Annotated in this window: 18 protein-coding genes and 1 pseudogene; 12 read left to right on the top strand and 7 right to left on the bottom strand. The window is 61.4% G+C overall.

What is annotated here, in order from left to right; translation table 11 throughout:
- Nucleotides 1-9: 9 nt before the first annotated feature.
- The gene (locus QF038_RS00245; protein ID WP_307607585.1) at nucleotides 10-1482 is read right to left on the bottom strand and encodes an APC family permease; all 1473 of its coding nucleotides are present in this window, start codon (nucleotides 1480-1482) and stop codon (nucleotides 10-12) included.
- A gap of 208 nt (nucleotides 1483-1690) precedes the next feature.
- Between QF038_RS00245 and QF038_RS00240 the strand changes: the two genes are divergently transcribed.
- The 7 genes from QF038_RS00240 to QF038_RS00210 all read left to right on the top strand — a co-directional run bounded on the left by QF038_RS00240 (nucleotide 1691) and on the right by QF038_RS00210 (nucleotide 7676).
- The gene (locus QF038_RS00240) at nucleotides 1691-3052 is read left to right on the top strand and encodes an MFS transporter (RefSeq protein WP_307607583.1); all 1362 of its coding nucleotides are present in this window, start codon (nucleotides 1691-1693) and stop codon (nucleotides 3050-3052) included.
- Nucleotides 3053-3133: 81 nt separating this feature from the next.
- Nucleotides 3134-3793, top strand: a complete 660-nt coding sequence (locus tag QF038_RS00235; RefSeq protein WP_307607581.1) for a GntR family transcriptional regulator — start codon at nucleotides 3134-3136, stop codon at nucleotides 3791-3793.
- Between the two features lie 40 nt (nucleotides 3794-3833).
- Complete coding sequence (locus QF038_RS00230) at nucleotides 3834-4628, top strand: carbon-nitrogen family hydrolase (RefSeq protein ID WP_307607579.1); 795 nt, start codon at nucleotides 3834-3836, stop codon at nucleotides 4626-4628.
- Nucleotides 4629-4644: 16 nt separating this feature from the next.
- Nucleotides 4645-5328: a DUF2848 family protein gene (locus tag QF038_RS00225; protein WP_307607577.1), complete on the top strand. Its 684-nt coding sequence runs from the start codon at nucleotides 4645-4647 to the stop codon at nucleotides 5326-5328.
- Nucleotides 5325-6791 carry a 4-hydroxyphenylacetate 3-hydroxylase family protein gene (locus QF038_RS00220; RefSeq protein WP_307607575.1) on the top strand — a complete coding sequence of 489 codons (1467 nt, stop codon included), beginning with the start codon at nucleotides 5325-5327 and terminating at the stop codon, nucleotides 6789-6791. The genes QF038_RS00225 and QF038_RS00220 overlap by 4 nt, the downstream gene beginning before the upstream one ends.
- 2 nt (nucleotides 6792-6793) lie before the next feature.
- Nucleotides 6794-7150 carry a cupin domain-containing protein gene (locus tag QF038_RS00215; protein ID WP_307607573.1) on the top strand — a complete coding sequence of 119 codons (357 nt, stop codon included), beginning with the start codon at nucleotides 6794-6796 and terminating at the stop codon, nucleotides 7148-7150.
- A gap of 1 nt (nucleotide 7151) precedes the next feature.
- Nucleotides 7152-7676 (top strand): flavin reductase family protein, encoded by a 525-nt coding sequence (locus tag QF038_RS00210; RefSeq protein ID WP_307607571.1) that lies wholly within the window; start codon nucleotides 7152-7154, stop codon nucleotides 7674-7676.
- A 127-nt stretch (nucleotides 7677-7803) separates the two neighbouring features.
- Here QF038_RS00210 and QF038_RS00205 read toward each other — a convergent pair whose 3' ends face one another.
- A complete protein-coding gene (locus tag QF038_RS00205) occupies nucleotides 7804-8445 on the bottom strand; it encodes a GntR family transcriptional regulator (protein ID WP_307607569.1) in 642 nt (213 codons plus the stop codon).
- A 768-nt stretch (nucleotides 8446-9213) separates the two neighbouring features.
- Here QF038_RS00205 and QF038_RS00200 point away from each other — a divergent pair.
- The 3 genes and pseudogenes from QF038_RS00200 (at nucleotide 9214) to QF038_RS00190 (ending at nucleotide 12617) form a co-directional block, all read left to right on the top strand.
- Complete coding sequence (locus tag QF038_RS00200) at nucleotides 9214-10521, top strand: hypothetical protein (protein WP_307607567.1); 1308 nt, start codon at nucleotides 9214-9216, stop codon at nucleotides 10519-10521.
- Nucleotides 10521-11888, top strand: coding sequence for a DUF4041 domain-containing protein (locus QF038_RS00195; protein WP_373461495.1), 1368 nt, complete (start codon nucleotides 10521-10523; stop codon nucleotides 11886-11888). The genes QF038_RS00200 and QF038_RS00195 overlap by 1 nt, the downstream gene beginning before the upstream one ends.
- Nucleotides 11889-12051: 163 nt before the next feature.
- Nucleotides 12052-12617: pseudogene (locus tag QF038_RS00190) on the top strand (recombinase family protein).
- A gap of 525 nt (nucleotides 12618-13142) precedes the next feature.
- Here QF038_RS00190 and QF038_RS00185 read toward each other — a convergent pair.
- Nucleotides 13143-13670 carry a hypothetical protein gene (locus QF038_RS00185; protein ID WP_307607563.1) on the bottom strand — a complete coding sequence of 176 codons (528 nt, stop codon included), beginning with the start codon at nucleotides 13668-13670 and terminating at the stop codon, nucleotides 13143-13145.
- 612 nt (nucleotides 13671-14282) lie between these two features.
- Here QF038_RS00185 and QF038_RS00180 point away from each other — a divergent pair.
- The gene (locus QF038_RS00180) at nucleotides 14283-14780 is read left to right on the top strand and encodes a hypothetical protein (RefSeq protein ID WP_307607562.1); all 498 of its coding nucleotides are present in this window, start codon (nucleotides 14283-14285) and stop codon (nucleotides 14778-14780) included.
- Between the two features lie 651 nt (nucleotides 14781-15431).
- Complete coding sequence (locus QF038_RS00175; RefSeq protein WP_307607560.1) at nucleotides 15432-17312, top strand: glycoside hydrolase family 15 protein; 1881 nt, start codon at nucleotides 15432-15434, stop codon at nucleotides 17310-17312.
- 49 nt (nucleotides 17313-17361) lie between these two features.
- Here the strand turns inward: QF038_RS00175 and QF038_RS00170 are convergent, their stop codons facing one another.
- From QF038_RS00170 to QF038_RS00155, 4 genes are all read right to left on the bottom strand, one after another.
- Nucleotides 17362-17721, bottom strand: a complete 360-nt coding sequence (locus QF038_RS00170) for a hypothetical protein (RefSeq protein ID WP_307607558.1) — start codon at nucleotides 17719-17721, stop codon at nucleotides 17362-17364.
- Nucleotides 17722-17994: 273 nt separating this feature from the next.
- Nucleotides 17995-18405 carry a DUF3040 domain-containing protein gene (locus tag QF038_RS00165; RefSeq protein ID WP_307607556.1) on the bottom strand — a complete coding sequence of 137 codons (411 nt, stop codon included), beginning with the start codon at nucleotides 18403-18405 and terminating at the stop codon, nucleotides 17995-17997.
- Between the two features lie 256 nt (nucleotides 18406-18661).
- Nucleotides 18662-20098, bottom strand: a complete 1437-nt coding sequence (locus QF038_RS00160) for an NAD(P)/FAD-dependent oxidoreductase (RefSeq protein ID WP_307607554.1) — start codon at nucleotides 20096-20098, stop codon at nucleotides 18662-18664.
- Nucleotides 20099-20302: 204 nt separating this feature from the next.
- Nucleotides 20303-20479 (bottom strand): hypothetical protein, encoded by a 177-nt coding sequence (locus QF038_RS00155; protein WP_307607552.1) that lies wholly within the window; start codon nucleotides 20477-20479, stop codon nucleotides 20303-20305.
- Between the last annotated feature and the right edge of the window lie 47 nt (nucleotides 20480-20526).

Raw genomic sequence — 20526 nt, 5'->3', positions numbered from 1 at the left:
CTCGGGACCTCAGACTGCATGACCGATCCGCTGGTATGCGCCAGGGTTCACCCGGCGCAGGACCATGGCCAGAATGGCACCGGCGATGATTACTGCCGGGGCGATTATCAGAAGGGCCGTATTGATGGGGTCACCGTCGGGAAGGCCGCTGATCAACTCGAAGTTGTCCACCATCAGGTACGTTACGAGGCACATGATCAGGGTCGCGGCGACGGCCGAGGGGATCACGTACCACTGGGGCCGGTGCTGCTTATGGCGGGCAAAAAAGACCACGACGCCAATCCCGGTGAGGGCCTGCAAAAGCAGGATCCCGATGACGCCCGGACTGTTGGTCCAGATGAGAAACTGCGTGAAGGGGTCCAGCTGGAGCAGCGCCGCGCCCGCCACGAGGGCAAGAGAGAGCACGGTTTGTTCGATTCCCGCCAGCGACGGCGTGCCGTAGCGGGGGCTGATCCGGCCAGAGCGTCTGGGGAAAATGCCCTCCCGGCTCAGGGAAAGGGTGTACCGGTTAATGGTGTTGTGGAAGGAGAGTTGGGCGGCGAAGATGCTGGTGACGATCAGCACGCTCATCAGATTCACGCACCACTCGCCCGCGAAGTTGCCGGCTGCGATGTAGGCGGTGTCGCCAGCATCCAGATGCCCTGCCGCAAATTCCTGAATGGCCGTGGGCCCGAAAGCCTGGACGATGATCCATACGGCGAAGGCGTAGAACGCGCCGATGAAGGCGATGGAGATGTAGGTGGCGCGGGGAACGCTCCGGTCGGGGTCCCGGGCCTCCTCGCGGTAGAGGGCGCCGGATTCGAACCCCATAAAAGCGGAGAAGCCAAGGGCTATGACGGCGGCGAACTGGGGCGTGAAGATCGAGTCGGGGCTGAACGAGTCAAAGCCGATGCCCTGGGCCCCGCCCTTGGCGAGAACGAATATGGCGACGCTCGCGACGATCGCCGTTTCCAGGGTGAGCAGGACTGCGAGGACTTTGGCTCCCACGTCGATTCCGCGCCAGCCCAGGTACCAGACGGCCCCGATCGCCACGGCCGCGTACAGCCACCACGGCAATTCGACGCCGGTCAGTGACCTGACCGCTAGATTCGCTTGGATTCCGAGAAGCCCGTACAGGCCTATCTGGATTCCGTTGTAACTCATCCAGGCCGTGAGCCCCGAGCCAAGGCCTATAACCCGGCCGAGGGATTTGGCGATGTAGCCGTAAAAGCCGCTGTAGGAGCGGACGTATCGGGTCATGGCCATGAATCCGACGGCGAACAGGGCAAGACCCAAGGCACCTGCAATGTATATGGAGGGGGCACCGACTCCGCCAACCGCAAGGGCCAGCGGGGCGATGCCGACGACTATGGTCAGCGGCGCTGCCGCAGAAACCAGCATGAACACAATGTCACGTGTGCCGATTGCGTTCTTCTTCAGCTCCGTCCTGGGCGCGGTGCTGGTGTGCGGCGTCGTTGCCGCAGTTTCTTTAGTGAAAGGCATTCACTTAGTATTGACCTAGATCACACCCGTCGTCAAGGACAAGTCCACAATGCGTATTTCTATAGTGGACAAGTTGTATACGAGTGTTCTACAGTCTTTTCATGGCCAACGTGAGTTGAGTCACGGACCGCCGCAAAGTCCGGCGCCAAGCCTCCTCCGCAACGGTGCGAAGGAGGCATACCGACCCTGAAAACCATCGAGGATTTCCATGAGCAATGTGTCCCAACAGGCGCGAGCGGTGCGTAAGCACACCTCCCTCCCCGCAGTTGCTGCATCCAGCCTCGCCGGCACCGCCGTCGAGTGGTACGACTTCTTCCTCTACGGCACGGCTGCTGCCCTTGTCTTCAACAAACTGTTTTTCCCGAGCGCGGATCCCATGGTCGGCACCATGCTGGCCATGGGAACCTTCGCAGCGGGCTTCGTCGCCCGTCCCCTGGGCGCCATCGTCCTTGGGCATCTGGGCGACAAGCACGGCCGCAAATCCACCCTTGTGGCGAGCCTGCTCCTGATGGGCGTCGCCACCGCGCTTATCGCCTTCATCCCGCCCTACGCGTCCATCGGCATCGCCGCTCCCCTGATCCTCCTCTTCCTTCGCCTGGTGCAGGGTTTCGCCCTCGGGGGTGAGTGGGGCGGCGCTGTCCTGCTCGTCTCCGAATACAGCGATGACAGCACCAAGCGTGCTTTCTGGGCTTCATGGCCCAACGTGGGTCCGCCCCTGGGCAACCTCATGGCGGCTGGCGTCCTTGCTGTTCTGTCGACAGTCATGCCACCGGCGGATTTCCTTGCCTGGGGATGGCGGATCGCCTTCGGGCTCTCGGCCCTGCTCGTGATCATCGGGCTGATCCTGCGCCTCTACGTCCAGGAGACTCCGCTCTTCCTGGCGTCGCAGGCCAAGGCGGATGCCGATCACGCCAAGCAGGCGAAACTACCCCTGGCCGAGCTGTTCCGCGGCAACTGGCGTGAAATTCTCATCGCCGCCGGCAGCCGGATGGGTGAGAACGCAGGTTTCTACATCTACTCGCTGTTCCTCATCACCTACGTCACCGAGATCCTGAAGCTGGACCGCCAGACCGGCCTTACCGCCGTCATGATCGGCCAGGGCGTCGCCGTCATCGCGATCCCCATCCTGGCGATCTTCGCGGACCGCATTGGACGCAAGCCCATGATGATTGGCGCATCGATGGCCACCGTGGTGTGGGGTTTTGCGTTCTTCGCCCTCCTGGATACCCGCCAGCCGGTCATGATCGTCCTCGCTGCCGTCGGCGGCCTGCTGATCTTTGCCGCCTACAGCTCGGTCATCGGGGCGTTCTTCTCCGAACTGTTCCCGACGAAGGTCCGCTACAGCGGAACGTCCGTCGCATACAACGTTGCCTCCCTGATCGCCGGTTCACTCTCCCCCATCATTGCCCTGGCCCTTTACCAGGCTTTCGGCACAGGCCAGGCGATCGCCCTCTATCTCGTGCTCATGGGTGTCATCTCGATCGTCTCGGTTTCCTTCGCCAAGGAAACCAAGGACATGAAGCTGAGCGACCTCGACGGGCAGGTAGCCCGCAAGGTGGCACAACCATGACGTAGCCGCTGTTCGTGGCGGCCATGCCGCCACAAGCAGTATCCATCGCATACCCGGTGAAGGCGCCAGAACAGAGGATCCATGAGTATTTTGCAGAAACCCGCCCGGACCGCCCCGGAAACGGCCTACCGGTGGCTGCGCCGGGAAATCTCAGCACTGCCTTGGGACCAGGAAGCCTTCCTCACCGAGAATGCCATCGCGGAAGCTTCCGGAGTTTCCCGCACGCCGGTCCGGGACGCCCTCCTGCGCCTTGAGGCGGCCGGGCTCCTTCGCAGGGTTCCGCACAAAGGCGCCTATGTTCCAGCCCTCAGCGCTCAGGACATCGAAAGCATGATGGAAGTCCGGCAGGTCATCGAAGACTGGGCAGTCCGGAAGGTGACATCGCTTGACCGGTTGGGCGGGGAACTTGAACTGCTCCTGCAGCAGCAGCAGGACAGCCTGGCTGACCCCGTGGCGTTCATCGACTGCGACATCAGTTTCCACAAACACATCGTGCATGCCGCCAACAACCGGGCGCTGGAGGAAGTCTACGATTCACAGCGCATCAAGCAACAACGCATGGGGGTTACGGCGGTCCAGGACAGTCGCGGCCGCAGCGATCACGTCGTGGACGAACACCGGGCAATTGTCGAGGCGATCCGCAGCAAGGATCCATTGGCCGCCGCGGTGGCCGTTCGAAGCCACCTCGACTCCACCCTCACCGTCCTCAAAGCCATCCCAGCCTACGGAAACCGCGGCTAACGACCAACCGGGGCGCTGCCCCCGATCATGAAGGAGCACCATGGACATCGCACTCGTCCAGCTGTCCAGTCCGGACGCTGAGAGCCAGACCCAGCGCATCGAACGCGCGGAAAAACTCCTGCGCGAGCAGGCCGGGGCGGACCTCATCGTCCTGCCGGAGCTTTGGAGCGCAGGGTATTTCCATTTCGACCAGTACCCGGCGCTGTCGGAGACGGTCAACGGGCCGACGGTCAGCATGTGCGCCTCCGTAGCGAAGGACCTCAGCGCCTATGTTCACGCCGGCAGCATCGTCGAACGCATCGATGGTGGTGCGCTGCGCAACACGTCGGTCCTGGTTGACCCTCAAGGGCAGGTTGTCCATGAGTACTCGAAGCTGCATGTCTTCGGCTACAAGTGCCTGGAGGCCGATCTACTCACGCCCGGCACCTCGCTCCCGGTCGCAGACACGCCTTTCGGAAAGATGGCCGGCACCACCTGCTATGACCTGCGCTTCCCCGGCCTGTGGTCGGAGCTAAGCCTGCGCGGGGCCGAGATCGTGGTGGTTCCCGCTGCCTGGCCGGCTGCCCGCCGTGAGCACTGGAAGCTGCTGACCTCCGCCCGCGCGGTGGAGCACCAGGTCTTTGTCCTGGCCTGTAACGCCACCGGCGTCCAGGAAGGCGTCGAACTCGGCGGCACCAGCCGCATCGTGGATCCCGCCGGACGTCTCCTGGCGGAGGCCGGAACCGGCGAGGAGGTCCTCCGCGCCACCATCGACCCGAACTCGGTCCAGGAGACCCGCCGGGAATTCCCGGTCATCGCCGACCGGCTTACCGATTACTCGGGCCTGACCCGCTGAGCAAGAAAGCAACCTTATGAAGACCAGTACGGAAACCCTGACGTTCATTGTCGCCGGCACCGGCGAGACGATCGAACTGACCGACTACGACGCCGTCGTCGCCGGTTATACCGGCCGTGACGCTGCCGCGGTCCAGCACCACATCGACGAACTCGCCGCGATCGGCGTCGCACCCCCGCCCGAGGTGCCAATGTTCTATCCCGTCGACAGCAGCACCGTCACCGCTGCCGCGGAGGTGAGCGCCGCAGGCGAGAAGACCTCGGGCGAAATCGAGCCGCTCTATATCCGGCACGACGGGCGCTACTACTTCGGCATCGCCTCGGATCACACGGACCGCCACATCGAAACCCGCGACATCGGTGAATCGAAGCGGGCGTGCCCCAAACCGGTGGCCGGAACCGTCATCCCCGTGCCCGACATCCAGGCCCTGTCGCTCGATGACTGCCGGGCCCGCAGCTGGGTGGACGGCCGGCTATACCAGGACGGCACCCTGGACGGGCTGCGGACACCGGCAAACGTCGTCGAGCTGCTCCTCGAGCGGAACCCCATCGGGGAGCGGGATTTTGTCTGCTTGGGCGGGACCCTGCCCGTCATCGGCGGCGACTTTATCTACGGCCGCGATTGGCGGATCGAGCTCACCTTCCCGGATGGCACCACCATCAACCACACTTACACCATCACGAAAGGACACCAGTCATGAGGACCGGAGACGCATACATCAAGACGCTCAACGATGGGCGCACAGTACTGATCGACGGGGAGAGGGTCGACAACGTCGCCGAGCACCCGGCTTTCCGCAACGTGATCGGCACCATCGCCGAACTTTACGACATCGCAGCCGACTCCGCGAACGGCATGCAGTACCACAGCGAAGAAATCAACGGCACCGCCAACCGCGTCTTCAGCATCCCCCGCACCCCTGAGCAGCTGAAACTGCGCCGCCAGGCCGTTGAACGCTGGGCCAAGCACACCCACGGCTGGGTAGGACGCAGCCCGGACCACGTCGGCACCTTCTTCGCAGCGTTCGGCGCACACCCGGAGGTCTTCGAGGACTCAGAACGGGACTTTTCCGGCAACATCCGCCGCTACTATGAGCGGATCCTCGCCGAAAGCCTCTACGTTTCCTACGCGATCATCCCGCCGCAGGTCTCCCGTGCCACGACGGCGTCCGGCTGGGAAGGCGACTTCCTGCAGGTAGGCGTCGTGAAGGAAACCGAGGAAGGCCTGATCGTCCGCGGCTCGCAGATGCTCGCCACGGGCGGCGCCATTGCCGATGAAGTCTTCGTTACCTGCATCAAGCCGCTGGGCCCGGACGATGTGGACTTCGCCATCAGCTTCGCCCTGCCTTCTGCCACGGAAGGACTGAAATTCCTCTGCCGCCGCCCGTTCGCTCCGGCGGCCACCAGCGAGTTCGACTATCCGCTGACCAGCCACTACGATGAGCCCGACGCCCTGGTCATCTTCGAAGACGTCCTCGTGCCCTGGGACCGCGTCTTCATCAACCGGAACGTTGATACCCTGCGCCGGCAGTTCTTCGAAACCGGAGCACACGCGTTGGGCAACTGGCAGGCCCAGACCCGGTTCACCACCAAGCTGCAGTTCATAGCTGCGGTGGCGCGCAAGGTCACCCAGGTCAACGGCACCGATAAGATCCCCGGTGTCCAGGAAAAGCTCGGCGAACTCGCCGCCCTGGTTTCCTCCGTGGAGTCCGCATTGCTGGCCGCGGAGTACACCGCCGAGGCCGACTCCGCCGGCATGCTGGTCCCCGGCAAGCGTGCCCTCTACGGGGCCATGGGCCTGCAGTCCGAAACCTACCCGCGCGTCATGGCGATCCTGCGGGACCTGGTTGGCGGCGGCGTCCTGCAGCTGCCCTCCAGCGTGGTGGACATGAAGAGCCCCATCACCGCCCCTGATGTGGAGCGCTACATCGCTTCCCCCGGCGTGCCGAGTGAGGAGCGCATCAAGCTGTTCCGCCTGGCGTGGGACATCATCGGCTCGGAGTTCGCCGGACGCCACCAGCAGTACGAGCTCTTCTACGCCGGCGCGCCGTTCGTCGTCAAGGGCGTCTACACCTACCGCAACTACGGCTATGACGCGCAGGTCGCCGAACTCGACCAGTTCCTCGCAGGCTACGGCGTGGACGGCCGCAAGGAGGACAACTAGCCATGGCAAAGCCCGAATTCGAATTCACTCCTACCTCATCGGTGGACTTCACCCCCTGCAACCCCCACATCCAGGGCCTGTCCGAGGCCATCCTCGCCCGCGATGACTCGAACGACTCGGTCACCCGGATCCTCAAGTTCGAACCTGGAACCGACACCTCCCCGAACGGGGTCCTGACCCACGATTTCTGGGAAGAGGTCTTCATCTTCGAAGGTTCCTTCGTTGACCAGCGCCTCGGGAAAACCTTCAGTGCCGGAGACTGGGCAACCCGTCCACCAGGGATGGAACACGGCCCCTGGGTCTCGGAGAGCGGTGCAAAGATGTTCGAAGTGCGCTACTACCAGAACGGAAAGAACTGACATGGGCACCCCGGCAGCCTTCGCCGTCCCGGACGGGCTGGCCATGCGACGGACCATGGGCAGGTTCCTCACCGGCGTCGCGATTGTGACCACAGAGCACGGGGGCGAGCAGTATGGCATGACCATAAACTCACTCACGTCCATCAGCCTGGACCCGCCGATCCTGATGATCTCGCTGAACTTCAACACCCGCACCGGGGATGCTGTACTGGCCAGCGGAAAGTTCGCGATCTCCATCCTGGGCGCGAAGCAGGAGGCCGTTGCCCGGCAGTTCGCCCAGCGCGGCGGAGCACGCTTCGAAGCCGGCGAGTTCGACACTACCGAGGGCGGTTTGTCCGTAATCAACGGCGCGTTGTCCCAAGCAGAGTGCAGGGTGGTCCACCAGTACGACATCGGTGACCATCAGGTGTTCTTCGGTCAAGTGACTTCCTGCAGGGATCGCGACGGCGAAGGCCTGGCCTTCAATGCCGGAAAGTTCGGATCGTTCCGTGACTTCAACCACGACGCCATGCCCTGGACGTTTTAGGCCCCGAACGTTCCGCCTGTTTCGCGGGGCCGTCCCTGTTCCCATTGCCGGTCGCAGGGACGGCCTCAGCGTTCCAGCCCCGCCTGGCAAGGGCGCCTGCACCGCCGCTCAGGTCTTCGGGTACAGGTCAGTAACCGATGATCGCCAGCCGGGTGGAGTCCAAATGCGCGTCAATGGCTTCATGCGTCGACTCGACACTGCGCGTCCGCAATGCATCCACGATCATCTGGTGCTCACGGAGGACTTGTTCGGCGCGACCGGTGCCCTGGGTGACGGCCAGGACACCGATGCGGAGCTGGCGCTGCCGGAGAGAAGAATAGAAGTCGGCAAGGATCGGGTTGCCGCCTGCGCGGACCATCAGGGTGTGGAATTCGGTGTCCAGTTCAATGAACCGGGCTGGCTCGTCCTGAGCGTCCCTCTGTTGGTCGATGAGGCGCTGTAGTGCGTCGAGTTGCCCTTCAAGTACATCGCCGAGCCCGAGGACGGCCCACTTCTCCACCACGGAACGCGCTTGGAGAATCGCACGGACCTCAGGGTCTGATATCGGCGGAACGTACGCACCTTTATGGGGGACGCGCTTGACGAATCCTTCAGCCTCAAGCCGGAGCAGTGCTTCGCGGACCGGGGTACGCGAAGTTCCTGTGGACTTTGCCAGGACAGCTTCGTTAAGGAAGGACTCTTCATCGCGCGGCAGCTCTGCTATATAGCTTTTCAACCACTCATAAGCTATCTCTGGTGCTGACTGGGTGGACGGGGTTATTCGGATCATTCAAAGCCTTCCTCGCCTAGCCAGTATACGAGCCGCATTCAGCGCGTCCATGACGTTCTGCAGATCCCTTGGATGATAAGTGCTAGGTCCGCGATGCGGCTGTTTCCTCTTCGCCGGCATCAGGTCCGAAGCGCCTTTCACGCTAACGAATCAGTGACAGAGATCCTTCGGTTGGCATGGGCTGGAGCTCGACCTGACCGGATGGCGGCGGAAGTTCTAATGTGGGGGCGGCCGCTGCACACATGGCTGGGGTACTCCCCCGCCACCTCCAGAGAGCCGATAGCCGATAGCCGATAGCCGACGTTATGTAAAGCTGGCGCTGAGAGGGGCTCCCGGAAGGCTTCCTGTGCCACCCCAGAACGACCCTCCAGGTGTTCGTCAACCACGCCAGTTCAATTCACCATGTGTTCGGGCAGGGCCTGAACCGTGCCGATCTGAAATTGGCGAAGCTCCAGTCAAATAGCGGTTGACCGGAGCTCCGGTCCATTATGTGCCGGTAAACCTGAGGATTCCCTGTGAGTTCGGGCATGGTGGTTCTTAGGGTGGTGGTCGTTATGTAAAGCCGGAGCTCCAGCCTTCCCAGCAAAAACTAGGCCTCGATTATCAATCGATTCACGGCTTCCACAAGCTCGGAGAGGACGCGACGGAGGTTTCGCGTGACCCTGTCCACTAGCCTGGAGCCGAGGTGATCGTATTGCGACAGAGCCGCCTGCTGTCAGGACTCGCTTTTGATGCAGGCTACTAAATAATTTCGGGTCAGCCGGCTAGGTGAATACTTTAATCTTCCAGTTACTTGCTAATGTGAACGAAAACTGTATCTGGGGGTTTGATTTGGCACGGCGTCGTGGCTTTTTAGCGGAAATGCAGCACCAAGCGAGAGTGGCCGAACAGCGCCAGCGAGCCGCGGCACGGGAACAGGCGGCGTCGGCGCGCCGGGCCGAGCAGGCATGGAAAGCTGAGCAAAGGGCGCAGGCTGCACTGCAGCGTGCTTCCGAGGCGGACCGCAAACGCCTTGAGAAGGAAGCGCATGACGCCCACGTGGCCAGCCGCCAGGCCGAAGTCGAGCAGCTGAACGCCCAGCTTGCAAGCGTTTACGATCAGGTCGACAGCCTCCTTGAATCGACTCTGGCAGTGGATGATTACGTTGACCTTGCCAGCTTGCGCAGAAGGGCTGAGCATCCCCCGTTTGACCGGAGGCTCGAGACCCCAATTCCCGCGCCTGTACCCCTGCCCGATCCCCCGGCCCCGGTGTTCGAACCCCCCGCTCCCCCGACCGGGCTGTTTGGCCGCAAGAAGAAGCTTGCTGAGGCCCAAGCCCAAGCCGAGGCCGCGTTTGCCGAAGCTTATTCGTCTTGGGAGCATGAGGTGGCCCAGTTGCCCGGGCGGCGGCAGGCGGTTGCTGATAGGTATGCGGCCGATGAGAACAACCGAAAGCAAAGGCTGGCGGCAGCACAAGCCCGGTACCAGGACGAATGCGCCGCGCGTGAGACCGAGGTTGCTGAGCACAACGCCTCGATCGACCAACTCATCACAAATCTCAGTTACGGTTCCGTGGAAGCGGTCCAGGAATACGTAGGCATCGTGCTCGCCAACTCCGTCTACCCGGACGGATTCTCCGTAGAGCACGAGGCAGAGTTTGAACCTGACACAGCAGAACTCGCGTTGCGCGTCCTCATCCCAAGCCCAGACCAGGTCCCCACGATCAAGTCCTACAAGTACGTAAAGGCCAGCGACGAGATCACGCCGGTAGCGCTTTCACAGAAAGAGTCGAAGGACCGATATGCGGGAATCGTCCACCAGGTCGTACTGCGGACTTTGCATGAAATCTTTGAAGCTGATCGTCGCGCGCTGATACAAAGCATCGCGCTGGAAGTCGGAACACAGACAATTAACCCGGCGACAGGCAACGAAACGTACATACCTTTCGCCGCAGTCGGGGTATCACGTGAGGCCTTTTCTGCCATCGACCTGTCAGCGGTGGTGCCTGCGGCTACTCTGGAACACTTGGGTGCCGCAGTCTCAAAGAACCCACTCGGGCTGGCACCCGCGAATGTCGCAGGAGTTCGGCGCTCCTGATGACGACGGCTGATCTGGTTTTCAATCCGCCTCCTGGCTGGCCCCAACCCCCCGCGTCCTGGCGGCCACCGACAGGCTGGACGCCGGACCCCTCGTGGCCGGCACCCCCGCCAGGATGGCAACTCTGGCTGCCATCAGGAGATTCGCCCTCCCCGGCCAGCACGGAGCCGGGACCTGAATCATCACCGAGCAAAGAGGAACCCACCGTATCTTCAGTGGCTGCACGGGTTGCATTTCTTGAGGCAGAAAATGAACTTCTTCGGCGGCAACTCTCCGATGCTACCGACGCATCCACTCCATACGTTGAACTCGACGACGCGCGAGTGCTCCAGGAAGTCGGCATTTACCGGTATCACCACCCGCTTGAGAATGCGGCATCGTTTCGTGACCGGCTAGACGAGGTGGAAGGGCGAATCGCGGAACTGGTTAAAGCCGGGCATGCGATCGTGAAGTCGAATCTGTTCACCTTCAACAATTCCCTCGCCAAGGGCCGGCGCATGACCGATGACCTAGCCAAACTAATGCTTCGCGCCTATAACGCCGAGGCGGACAACAGCATCAGATCCTTAAAGCTAGGCAATGTTGTCACGGCGAAGCGTCGCCTCGATGCGTCCCGCATGGCAATCGCAAAACTGGGCGCGCTAATGGAAATGCACATCAGTGATGACTTCCACGCTCTGCGCGTCGAAGAAATCGAGCTCACTGCCGACTGGCTCATGAAGAAGCAGGAGGAGAAAGAAGCAGAACGAGAGGAAAAGGCTCGTCTGCGCGAGGAACGCCGCGTCGAACGCGAACTCGCCGAGGAACGGGCCCGGCTCGACAAGGAACGCGCCCACCTCCTTAATGCTCTCAACGCGATGCGAGCATCCGGTCAGGGGGATGCCGATCTCGAGCGGAGGCTCGAGCTTATCGACGAAGCCATCGCTCAGAACGACTTCCGGGCAGCTAACATACGCGCCGGCTACGTTTACGTGATCTCCAACCGCGGAGCCTTTGGCGATGACGTCGTCAAGATTGGCCTGACACGGCGGCTCGAACCCGCGGAACGCGTCGCGGAGCTCAGCGGCGCATCAGTACCGTTCCGCTTCGACATCCACACTCTTTTCTTCTCTGAAGATGCAGTCACCCTGGAAAACGAGCTCCATAAGCATTTCGCGACGAAGGCCGTGAACCAGGCCAATCCACGGAAGGAGTTCTTCTTCGCCACCCCAGCTGAGGTGCGGGACGTACTGGTAGAAAAAGTCGGGAACCTTCTGGAATTCAGCGAACAAGCGGACGCTACCGAATACCTTCAATCCATCGAGTACTGGCCGGACCGGCCTTCCCAAGAACCGACGGTTTCATCACTGCCCATCGCTAAGCAATAGAGACGTTTCCCGCGGCGCTCAGCAGTTGGGCGGTGCCCCTCATTCGCTTGCAACTGCGGCCGCAAAACCAGCTGGTGCACCTCGAATCGGTATCCACAATGCCTTGACTTCCTTCCTGAACGGGCCTAGAACTCAACCTGACAGGACGAGGATAGGAGGCCATGTGAGCGGGCAGCGGATCGGCTACGTGCGGGTGAGCACTTTGGACCAAAATGAGAAGCGCCAGCTCGAAGGCGTAATTCTGGACCGGGTCTTCATGGACAAAGCCTCAGGCAGGGACACTGCCAGACCGGAGCTCACGCAACTGCTGCGGTTCGCACGAGGTGGGGACACCGTGGTGGTTCACAGCATGGACAGGCTCGCTCGCAACCTCGATGACCTGCGAGCCCTGGTCCAGGGCCTCACCCGCAAGGCGTGCGGGTGGAGTTCTTAAAAGAGAGCCTGGTCTTCACCGGTGAGGACTCCCCCATGGCCAACCTCATGCTCTCCGTCATGGGCGCCTTCGCTGAATTCGAACGCTCCCTCATAAAGGAACGCCAAAAGGAAGGCATCGCCCTAGCCAAGCAACGCGGCGCCTACAAAGGACGGAAAAAGACCCTCACACAGGAACGGGCCGCCGAGCTCGTCCAGCGCGCCGGCGCCGGAGTTCCAAAAGCCCTCCTTGCCCGTGACTACGGAATCAGCAGGGAGACCGTCTACCAGTATTTGCGCCAAGCCAAGCTGGAGTGAGCCGCTCCCCTGCCTCCGCCGTCGATGTGCAATAGTTCGCGCAGCCCTAGCTTGACGGAACGCCGATATCGGCTCTTGAACCACGGGAGTAGAAGAGGCTTAGTGCTTAGATCTTGTCCAACTTTTCGGGATCAGTGCCGAGAGTCAGGATCTCTCCCAAGACCACGTACGTCTGAAGAAACACGAATCTGGCCTCTTGCACGTCTGCCTCAGCGTGTGTTCCCGCGGAACACCGTGCATACAATTCCACCAGCGTTTTCCGGATACGGTCGCGGCGTGACTTACTGAGCCCTTGTTGGTGGCAATATGCCTGAAGCCGGTTGAGGACGTTTTGCTGGCCAATTTTGATCCGAACGCCGTCGCCCAGATCGTAATCACCGTCGCCACTAGGAAATAGATGATCTGCAACGGAATCTATTAGCCTTCTGCAAGAAGTAAGTCCTTGGCTCACCGATTCTGCATCCCCGTCACGGAGTCGGTCTGAGATGCGTTCTATTCTGTCGAGTGCAGTTCCACCGGAAGCTGCTAGCGCTCCATCAACGCGTGCTTGTGTCGCCTCAAACAGGGTGGCTTGCAGTTCACTGAATAGGAGTTCGTGATAAAGCTCGGCCACGAGGCTGTACACAGTCGCGGCGACTTGCCCGCTGATGCCTGAGTTTGTTGACGACTGCTTGAGTATGAGGTGATTTTCTTATCGTGCTCGCGTGCAGCTACCGACGCATACTCCCCGGAGTAGTTGCCGCCGCCAGCCAGGGTGTCGAGTGCTTGACGGGTCGCTTCAATTTGGGAGTCAATCTTTGCAATGGGCGCTGGAAAAAACTTTTCCTTGGATGCATCTGACCATCTACCGGCTCGGCCGATCCAGTAGTTATCGGTGCCATCGCCTGGGTAGCCGTCCCTTTCTAATGCCAAAAACTCGATTAATTCGCTTTGCCCGATAAGCCGAGCTAAACGGCTTGCCTTTAGCACTATCTCCGAGGTCTTTAGCCGCTTCAATTCGACATCAGCCAGAACTTCCTCAGCGATACGCAATGCTTCTTCTTGCCGACTCATACGGGATAGTCCATCACAGGCATGCGGTCTTCGCTGATTGCGCATCCGTGTCGGAAGCGGAGACCTGCTCCAACCCGTGGCAAAGCTGGCCGCTTACGCGGGGTTCGGGTGCCGCACGTGCCACTCCTGACATCCCCGAGCGGAGATTTTCAGTCCTTGTCGGCCTATTCTTACATGGTGCGAACCGCTCGAGGGGATGCCCGCAGAGGACTTTCTAACGAGCTGTTCCTCTAGCGCTGTAGGAAGCCCCCGGTGGGCGGTGAGGCCGTCCGAAATGAGCTAGCCCACGTGAAATTCCTGTGCCTTGGCTTCGCCGTTCTCCGCCCAGCGAATTCGGAGGATGTCGAGAAAACTGCCACCCATGGTGTACATGACGTTAAGGCGCCGCTTTCGGCCTCCATGGATTACGGTCGGGTTCCATCGCGGGCTAGGTGCATGCTGGTTTGTTCGCCGACAGGCTCGAAGACGACCAGGGCGCGGACGATCGTGAAACATCGAACCGTGAAACAGCCCCGCCGTCGTACCCCGCCTGTAGCCTTACCGACGGGGGCCAACTCGTCGCCCCGGCACAACCAACCCAGGGGGACTAATGGATACGACCCACAAGAGGACTTGGGGAACAAGCAGCGGGAACAGGGCAAGGACCTGATGCTACAGCTCAACGATTCCGGGCACGTTTCGCTGATCAGCTACGGGTGGCATCCCCAGTGGCTCTCCACCGCAACATCACAGATACTCGCCGCGACAGGTGACGAACCGATCCTGTACGCCGGCCACAGCATCGAAGAGTTCGACCTCCGCGGCGCGCTCGACGGAGACGAGGACGCCGCCGCGGGCTCCATTGTGGTGGTCACAAAGAGTCTGTTAGTCAAGGCGCAGTTCAAGCCCGGGAGAGTCCGGACAACGGCGACCCCACTGCGGGCCGTCGAGTCCCTCGACATCACGAGGATCACTGACGTCCGGGGCACCAGTGGGGTCTGGCCTGACCGGTTGGAGTTTGAAGTTTGGGCCGGAGGCGACGTATTCACATTCCCGCCCAGCCGCGCCTCTAACTACGCGGGCCTTCCTGCCGTCCTCGACGTGTTCCGCGCCGCGCTGGTCCGGGGGTAGGCATGGAAAAGGGCCGGCGGCGGTGGGATTTACCCCCGGCTGTCGGCACTTTCTCCTGGGCAGGAAGCGGCGCCTGAGACCACGACGCCTCCCCAGCCGTCGCCGGCACCCACTCCCGCTACGCTGAGGCTTCTTCGAGGTGGAACTCGACCCGGTACTCCCGGAGTAGGCATCGGCACCCCATCCTGTTTCCTAGCGCTACTTAACAGAATATCCGTTATCGGCGTTCAAAATGGCCCGGGGAGAGGCTTTCGATAGGCCCTCCGTTACCTCCCCATAAGGGTTCTGTCGGCCGGCGGTGGGACGGAAAGCGCGTCTCCATCGATGCTGTAGATGGTTTAGAAGGTGTCGGTAATCCGGATGATGTCCTCTAGTCTGGTGGGCCGCGCCGGTCAAGGGTTCGGTCCTGGGTCTGGTCTGCGACTGCTTGGCGGCGAGGTGTGCGATGGCGTAGTCCCGGCCGTCGCCTCTATAGCGGGCTGCTGCACCCGAATTTCCGCTCCCTTTGCGGTGAAGAATCCGGGGCAGAGCATCCGGCTCTTGAACGCCAGGGGAACCGGGCGTATAAATCCTGTACAAGTTCGCCAAGGATACAGAGGGTTCTTGTCTGCCAGGCTGTAGGCCAGCACCACGTCAGAGGATCGGCTATCTATGAGCACTCTTCCAATTTCGGACTACGCCCTGCTGTCCGACAGGCATTCCGCGGCGCTGGTCACACGTGATGGGTCAGTCGACTGGCTCTGTTTTCCCCGTTTCGATAGTAATTCGGTGTTTGCCGCGATCCTTGGTGAAGGCGGTGGGCACTGGTCGGTACATCCGAAGGGCTTTTTTGCCTCCAGCCGTCGATACCTTGCGGGCACCATGGTCTTGGAAACCACATTCCGGACAGATTCTGGGGAGGTCAGGCTTACCGATGCCATGGAAGTGGGCGCGACCTCCGATCCCCACCGACTGGGTGAGGGCGCACCTCACTCCCTGTTGCGGTCTCTGGCCTGCACGGGCGGAGCGGTGTCCTTGGACATCTGCTTCAGGCCGCGACCAGAATACGGGCTCATTGTTCCCGTTATGACAAGTACTGACTCGGGAATCCTGGCAACCGGCGGATCCGGCAGGCTACTCCTGTCCTTCCCGGAGGTTCTTCATGCTGAGGCCGTGGAACTGGGGTCCGGAGAACTGAATGCCACCCTGGAACTGCACGAGGGGGAAAGCCTGAACTTCGCTGTGCAGTATTCAACCCTTGGTGATGCCCTTCCAAGCGCGTATAGCCAGAGCCAAGTCCAGGAGGCACTGCTGGGGACGATGGCGGGCTGGCGCGAATGGTCAGCTGACCATCAGTCTTATGACGGCCCTTGGCGGGAGATAGTTCTGCATTCCGGACTGGTGCTGCAGGCACTGAGTTACCAGCCGACCGGCGCCATTGTCGCAGCAGCAACAACCTCTCTGCCCGAGCTGGAGGGAGGGGAGCGTAACTGGGACTACCGCTACTCATGGGTTCGCGACGCCAGTTGTACCATGCAGGCTTTGTGGATCGCCGCCTGCCCGGAAGAAGCGGAAGGGTTTTTCGCGTTTGTCACAGCGGCTGCCGCCCATTCGGGCCCCAGTTATCCCCTCCAAATCATGTTTGGCGTCGGCGGTGAGCACGACCTTACTGAACGCGTGATTCCGCAGCTTGCTGGCTGGCGTGGCAGCCGCCCGGTCAGGGTCGGAAACGGCGCCTGGAATCAGACCCAGCTTGATGTCTATGGCGAAATCCTCGCTGCGGCCTTCCGGCTGCGTGACCAGCTGGGCGAGCTTCCTTCCCAGATCCGGGTCTTCCTTGCCAACCTGGCTGATGCTGCAGCAGCTCAGTGGCGCCAGACGGACAATGGCATTTGGGAAATCCGCGGGGAGCCTCAGCATTTCCTCTACTCGAAGCTCATGTGTTGGGTGGCTTTAGACCGGGCTATCAAGATGGCCAGGCAGCTGCAGGCCCGAGGCCATGTTCAGCGGTGGACGGCCGCAGCTGAGCAGATCCGCACGGCAATCCTTGAGCAGGGCTGGAATCCAGAGGTAGGCGCATTCACTCAGCATTTCGGATCAGAGAGCTTGGACGCGGCTGCTCTGATGATGCCGATTATGGGGTTTTTGCCCGGGACAGACCCCAGAATTCTTTCCACTGTCGCGGCCATCGAGGAACAGTTGGTGGATGACCGGGGTCTCGTTCTTCGCTACCGGACCGATACAGGAATCGACGGACTTTCCGGAGAAGAGGGCAGCTTTCTCTTGTGCACCTTCTGGCTCGCCGAGGCGTTGGCCATGGCAGGGCGCCCTGCAGATGCCAGGGTGGTGTTTGAAAGGGCTGCCGGTTACTTGAGTGACGTGGGGCTGTTGGCCGAGGAAATTAACACTGAGACTGGGGAGCAGATGGGCAACTTTCCCCAGGCCTTCAGCCATATCGGTTTGATCCACGCTGCATGGGCCATCCAGCAAGCTGAGCAGAACCTGCCCCACCAGAAGCAGCGGACGACTCTTGAGGACGCTCTGCAGAACTGAGACATCTATGACCGAAGTACCCGAGAGTGTCTGCTGAGCTCGAAGTCGATTAGCTAAACCACCACAGATGTGAGTGGGGAATCCCGTCGCCATTGCGGAGCCTGTATGGCTGCTCGACCATCCTGTCGCTGACTTGGCGGGCCTTGGACGCGACGGGTGCGCGGGCCGGCTTCCTCCTTCGGCTGAGAATGCCGCGTATCGCTGAAACCTGGACTCCTGACATGATCACGGCAATGGCCAGTGCACCAGTCAGAATGTTTTGCAGGTAGACATGCTCCCAGAACTCCAGCAGAAGTATGAGCAAGGTTGCCCCTCCCACAACCGCCAGGAAGCAAGGACCAGGACGGCCGGAATTCAGTTCTGAGCCGCGTTCAAACATGCGGGCGCCTTTTTCTACGTGCTTGGTCATTCGTGATCCTTTTGTTGGGGAGGTGGGCTGCTGGAGAAGGGCGTCACCGGGCCATCCCCGGGCAAAGCGGCGTGGAGAACCAGGGGGCGGTGTCCAGCAAGGCGGTGACCGTGGCCTTGTAAGGGCAGCTTTCGGAGCCTGCTGGTCTGTGCCCTTTCCTGCAGAGATTGGATGATGCTGAACGGTTCATGTCCGTCGTTGTCCCGGTCCTTGTGGTGGTGATCGGGATGCGACTCATGCCGGGTGGGAGAGGTTATGGGAATTCTGGGGCTGCTATACCCACCAGAAAAGGGTCCATAATGCTGCCTCGCCGAGACTGCCTTTTAGGGACCGACGGTCCTTTTCCGGAGCTGTCTCGTCACCCTTTACCGTGGGGTCGGAGGCACGGGGCAGGAATTTGCTTTCGGTTCGGTCGCTGCGCATTGTGGCGAGGTACCCGCCGGCTATCAGGACAGCGAAGCCCAGGGTGCCGACGATGATGCCAGTGATGGGATCACTGAGGGAGGCGCCGAACAGCAGGACGGAGATGCCGGACAGCGTGGTAAGAACGCCGATAATGGTCCGTGATCCGGAGTACTTCCGGGCGGGTCCTGCTTCCATGGCATCCGCGAATTCGGGATCGTCCTTCTTGAACTGCTTCTCGAGTTGCTCCAGCATGTTCCGTTCTTGTTCCGAGAGGGCCATCAGGTTCTCCCGTACGGGGTCGGCACGGGCACCCGGCGGTCCCGGATATCAGAGGTGCCACCGAGGGATAGGATCTCGTCGGCTTCCGTAAGTGTGTTTGTGTCAGCGTGATGGCCCATTCCGGCAGTCATGTCGTGGTTTCCTTTCATTGGGAGGGTTGGGGGAAGCGGCGTCCGCGCGTACATGGAAGTGCGCTGGGGGCGGAACCTTCCACCAGCAGGAGGGTGGAAGGTCCGGTCCCCTGAGCGCGTAATTCCTAAGCGGAGGGACGCCCGTATGTTTCGAGCAGGCGCAGCCAGATCTCGCTGACGGTGGGGTAGGCAGGTACCGCATGCCACAAGCGGTCCAGCGGGATTTCCGCGACGACTGCGATCGTGGCAGCCTGGAGCAGTTCACTAACATCCGGGCCGGCAAAGGTCATGCCCAGCACCACCTTGCGCTCTTCGTCGACAATCATCCGCGCGGCACCTGCATACCCATCGGCGCGCACGCTGGCGCCGGCGACCCAACCGAGCTGGTAGTCGACAACCCGGATGCGGTATCCAGCCTTGCGCGCCGCATCGGCTGTAAGGCCTACTGATGCAACCTCCGGATCGGTGAAGGTGACCTGGGGGACAGCCTGGTGGTCGGCGGTGGCGACGTGGGTTCCCCAGGGAGCATCGGACACTTCGGCCCCGGCGGCCCGGGCGGCGATTACGTCACCGGCCGCCCGTGCCTGGTACTTGCCCTGGTGGGTGAGCAGGGCCCGGTTGGTCACATCACCTGCGGCGTAGAGCCAGTCGAAGCCTGGCACCTGCAAGGTGTCATCGGTTTCGATCCAGGCTCCGGGCGTGAGACCGACGGAGTCCAGGCCAATGTCCGTGGTGCGGGGTGTGCGGCCGGTGGCGACGAGCACTTCCTGGGAAGTGATTGTTGTGCCGTCCCCGGTTTCGAGGAGGACGCCGTTTTCATTGCGCTGCACTCTGGTCGTTTTGGTGTCGGTGAGTATCGTGACGCCCTGCTCCCGGAGGGAGTTTGCGACGAGGTCACCGGCGAACGGTTCCATACCCGAAAGCAGTCCGCTGCGGGAGATCAGGGTGACTGTTGTGCCGAAGGAAGCAAAAACGGTTGCCATCTCTGCAGCGACTACACCACCGCCGATGATCGCGAGGCTCTCAGGAATGGCCTTGATGCTCGTTGCCTCACGGCTTGTCCAGGGTTGGGCCTCGACAAGCCCGTCGATGTCAGGAAGGAACGCATCTGACCCTGTGGCTATTGAGACGGCATGTCGGGCGGTGAGCACGGTGGTGGAACCGTCTTTGGCTGTGACGGTAACTTCCTTTTCACCGCTTAGCCGGCCGTGGCCCCGGACGAGGCCAATACCTGCGCTGTCGAGCCACCGGACCTGGCCGGTATCTGACCAGTTGCTGGCGAACGCATCCCGCCTGGCCAGCACGGCATCCACATCGAGTTCACCCGTGACCGCCTGGGCGGCGCCGGGTACTTGACGGGCCGCCCGTAAAGCCTGGGAGGAACGCAGCAGCGCCTTCGACGGCATGCAGGCCCAGTAGGAGCATTCTCCTCCAACTAGTTCGTTTTCGACGATGACAGCTGTCAGCCCGCCCTGCACGGCACGATCGGCGATGTTCTCGCCGACTGCGCCGCCGCCCAGCACGATCAGATCGTATTCCGCGGAGAGGCCAGGCGTAATCATCGTTGGGACCCCTTAGTCGCGAAGACTTCTTGGAACAGCCGGCCATCGCCGCCGTGCCGGACCTCGCGAGCGAGGAGTGCTGGTACTTCACGTTTCATTTTCATGGAGGGTTCCTCTTCTTGCTGTAGCTATTTGGTTTCTTGTTGGGCTGTTGGTGCTGGTTGAAGGGCAGCTGGTCCTTAGGGGCCCGATGGTGGTAAGGCTCTAGTCAAGGGCAAACGTATGTCCAGCCTCCGCGAGGGTTCGCGCCATGTGATCGGCGTACCATTGCGGCCAGTGGGCGTCGTAGACTCCGCCTAGGACTTCGTCTTCGTACACCCCATGAGCGGCTGCCGCCTGCTCCAGCGCGTCAGTGAGTATTTCCGTTGTGGTTTTGGCCATGTGCTTGCTACTTTCCTTTTCCGATCGGGATTGTGCCGAGAAACGGT

Origin of the sequence: Pseudarthrobacter sp. W1I19 (assembly GCF_030817835.1) — a bacterium.
Classification (GTDB): domain Bacteria; phylum Actinomycetota; class Actinomycetes; order Actinomycetales; family Micrococcaceae; genus Arthrobacter.
Note: the sequence above shows the minus strand (reverse complement) of the source record. Positions and strands in the feature narration are given on the sequence as shown.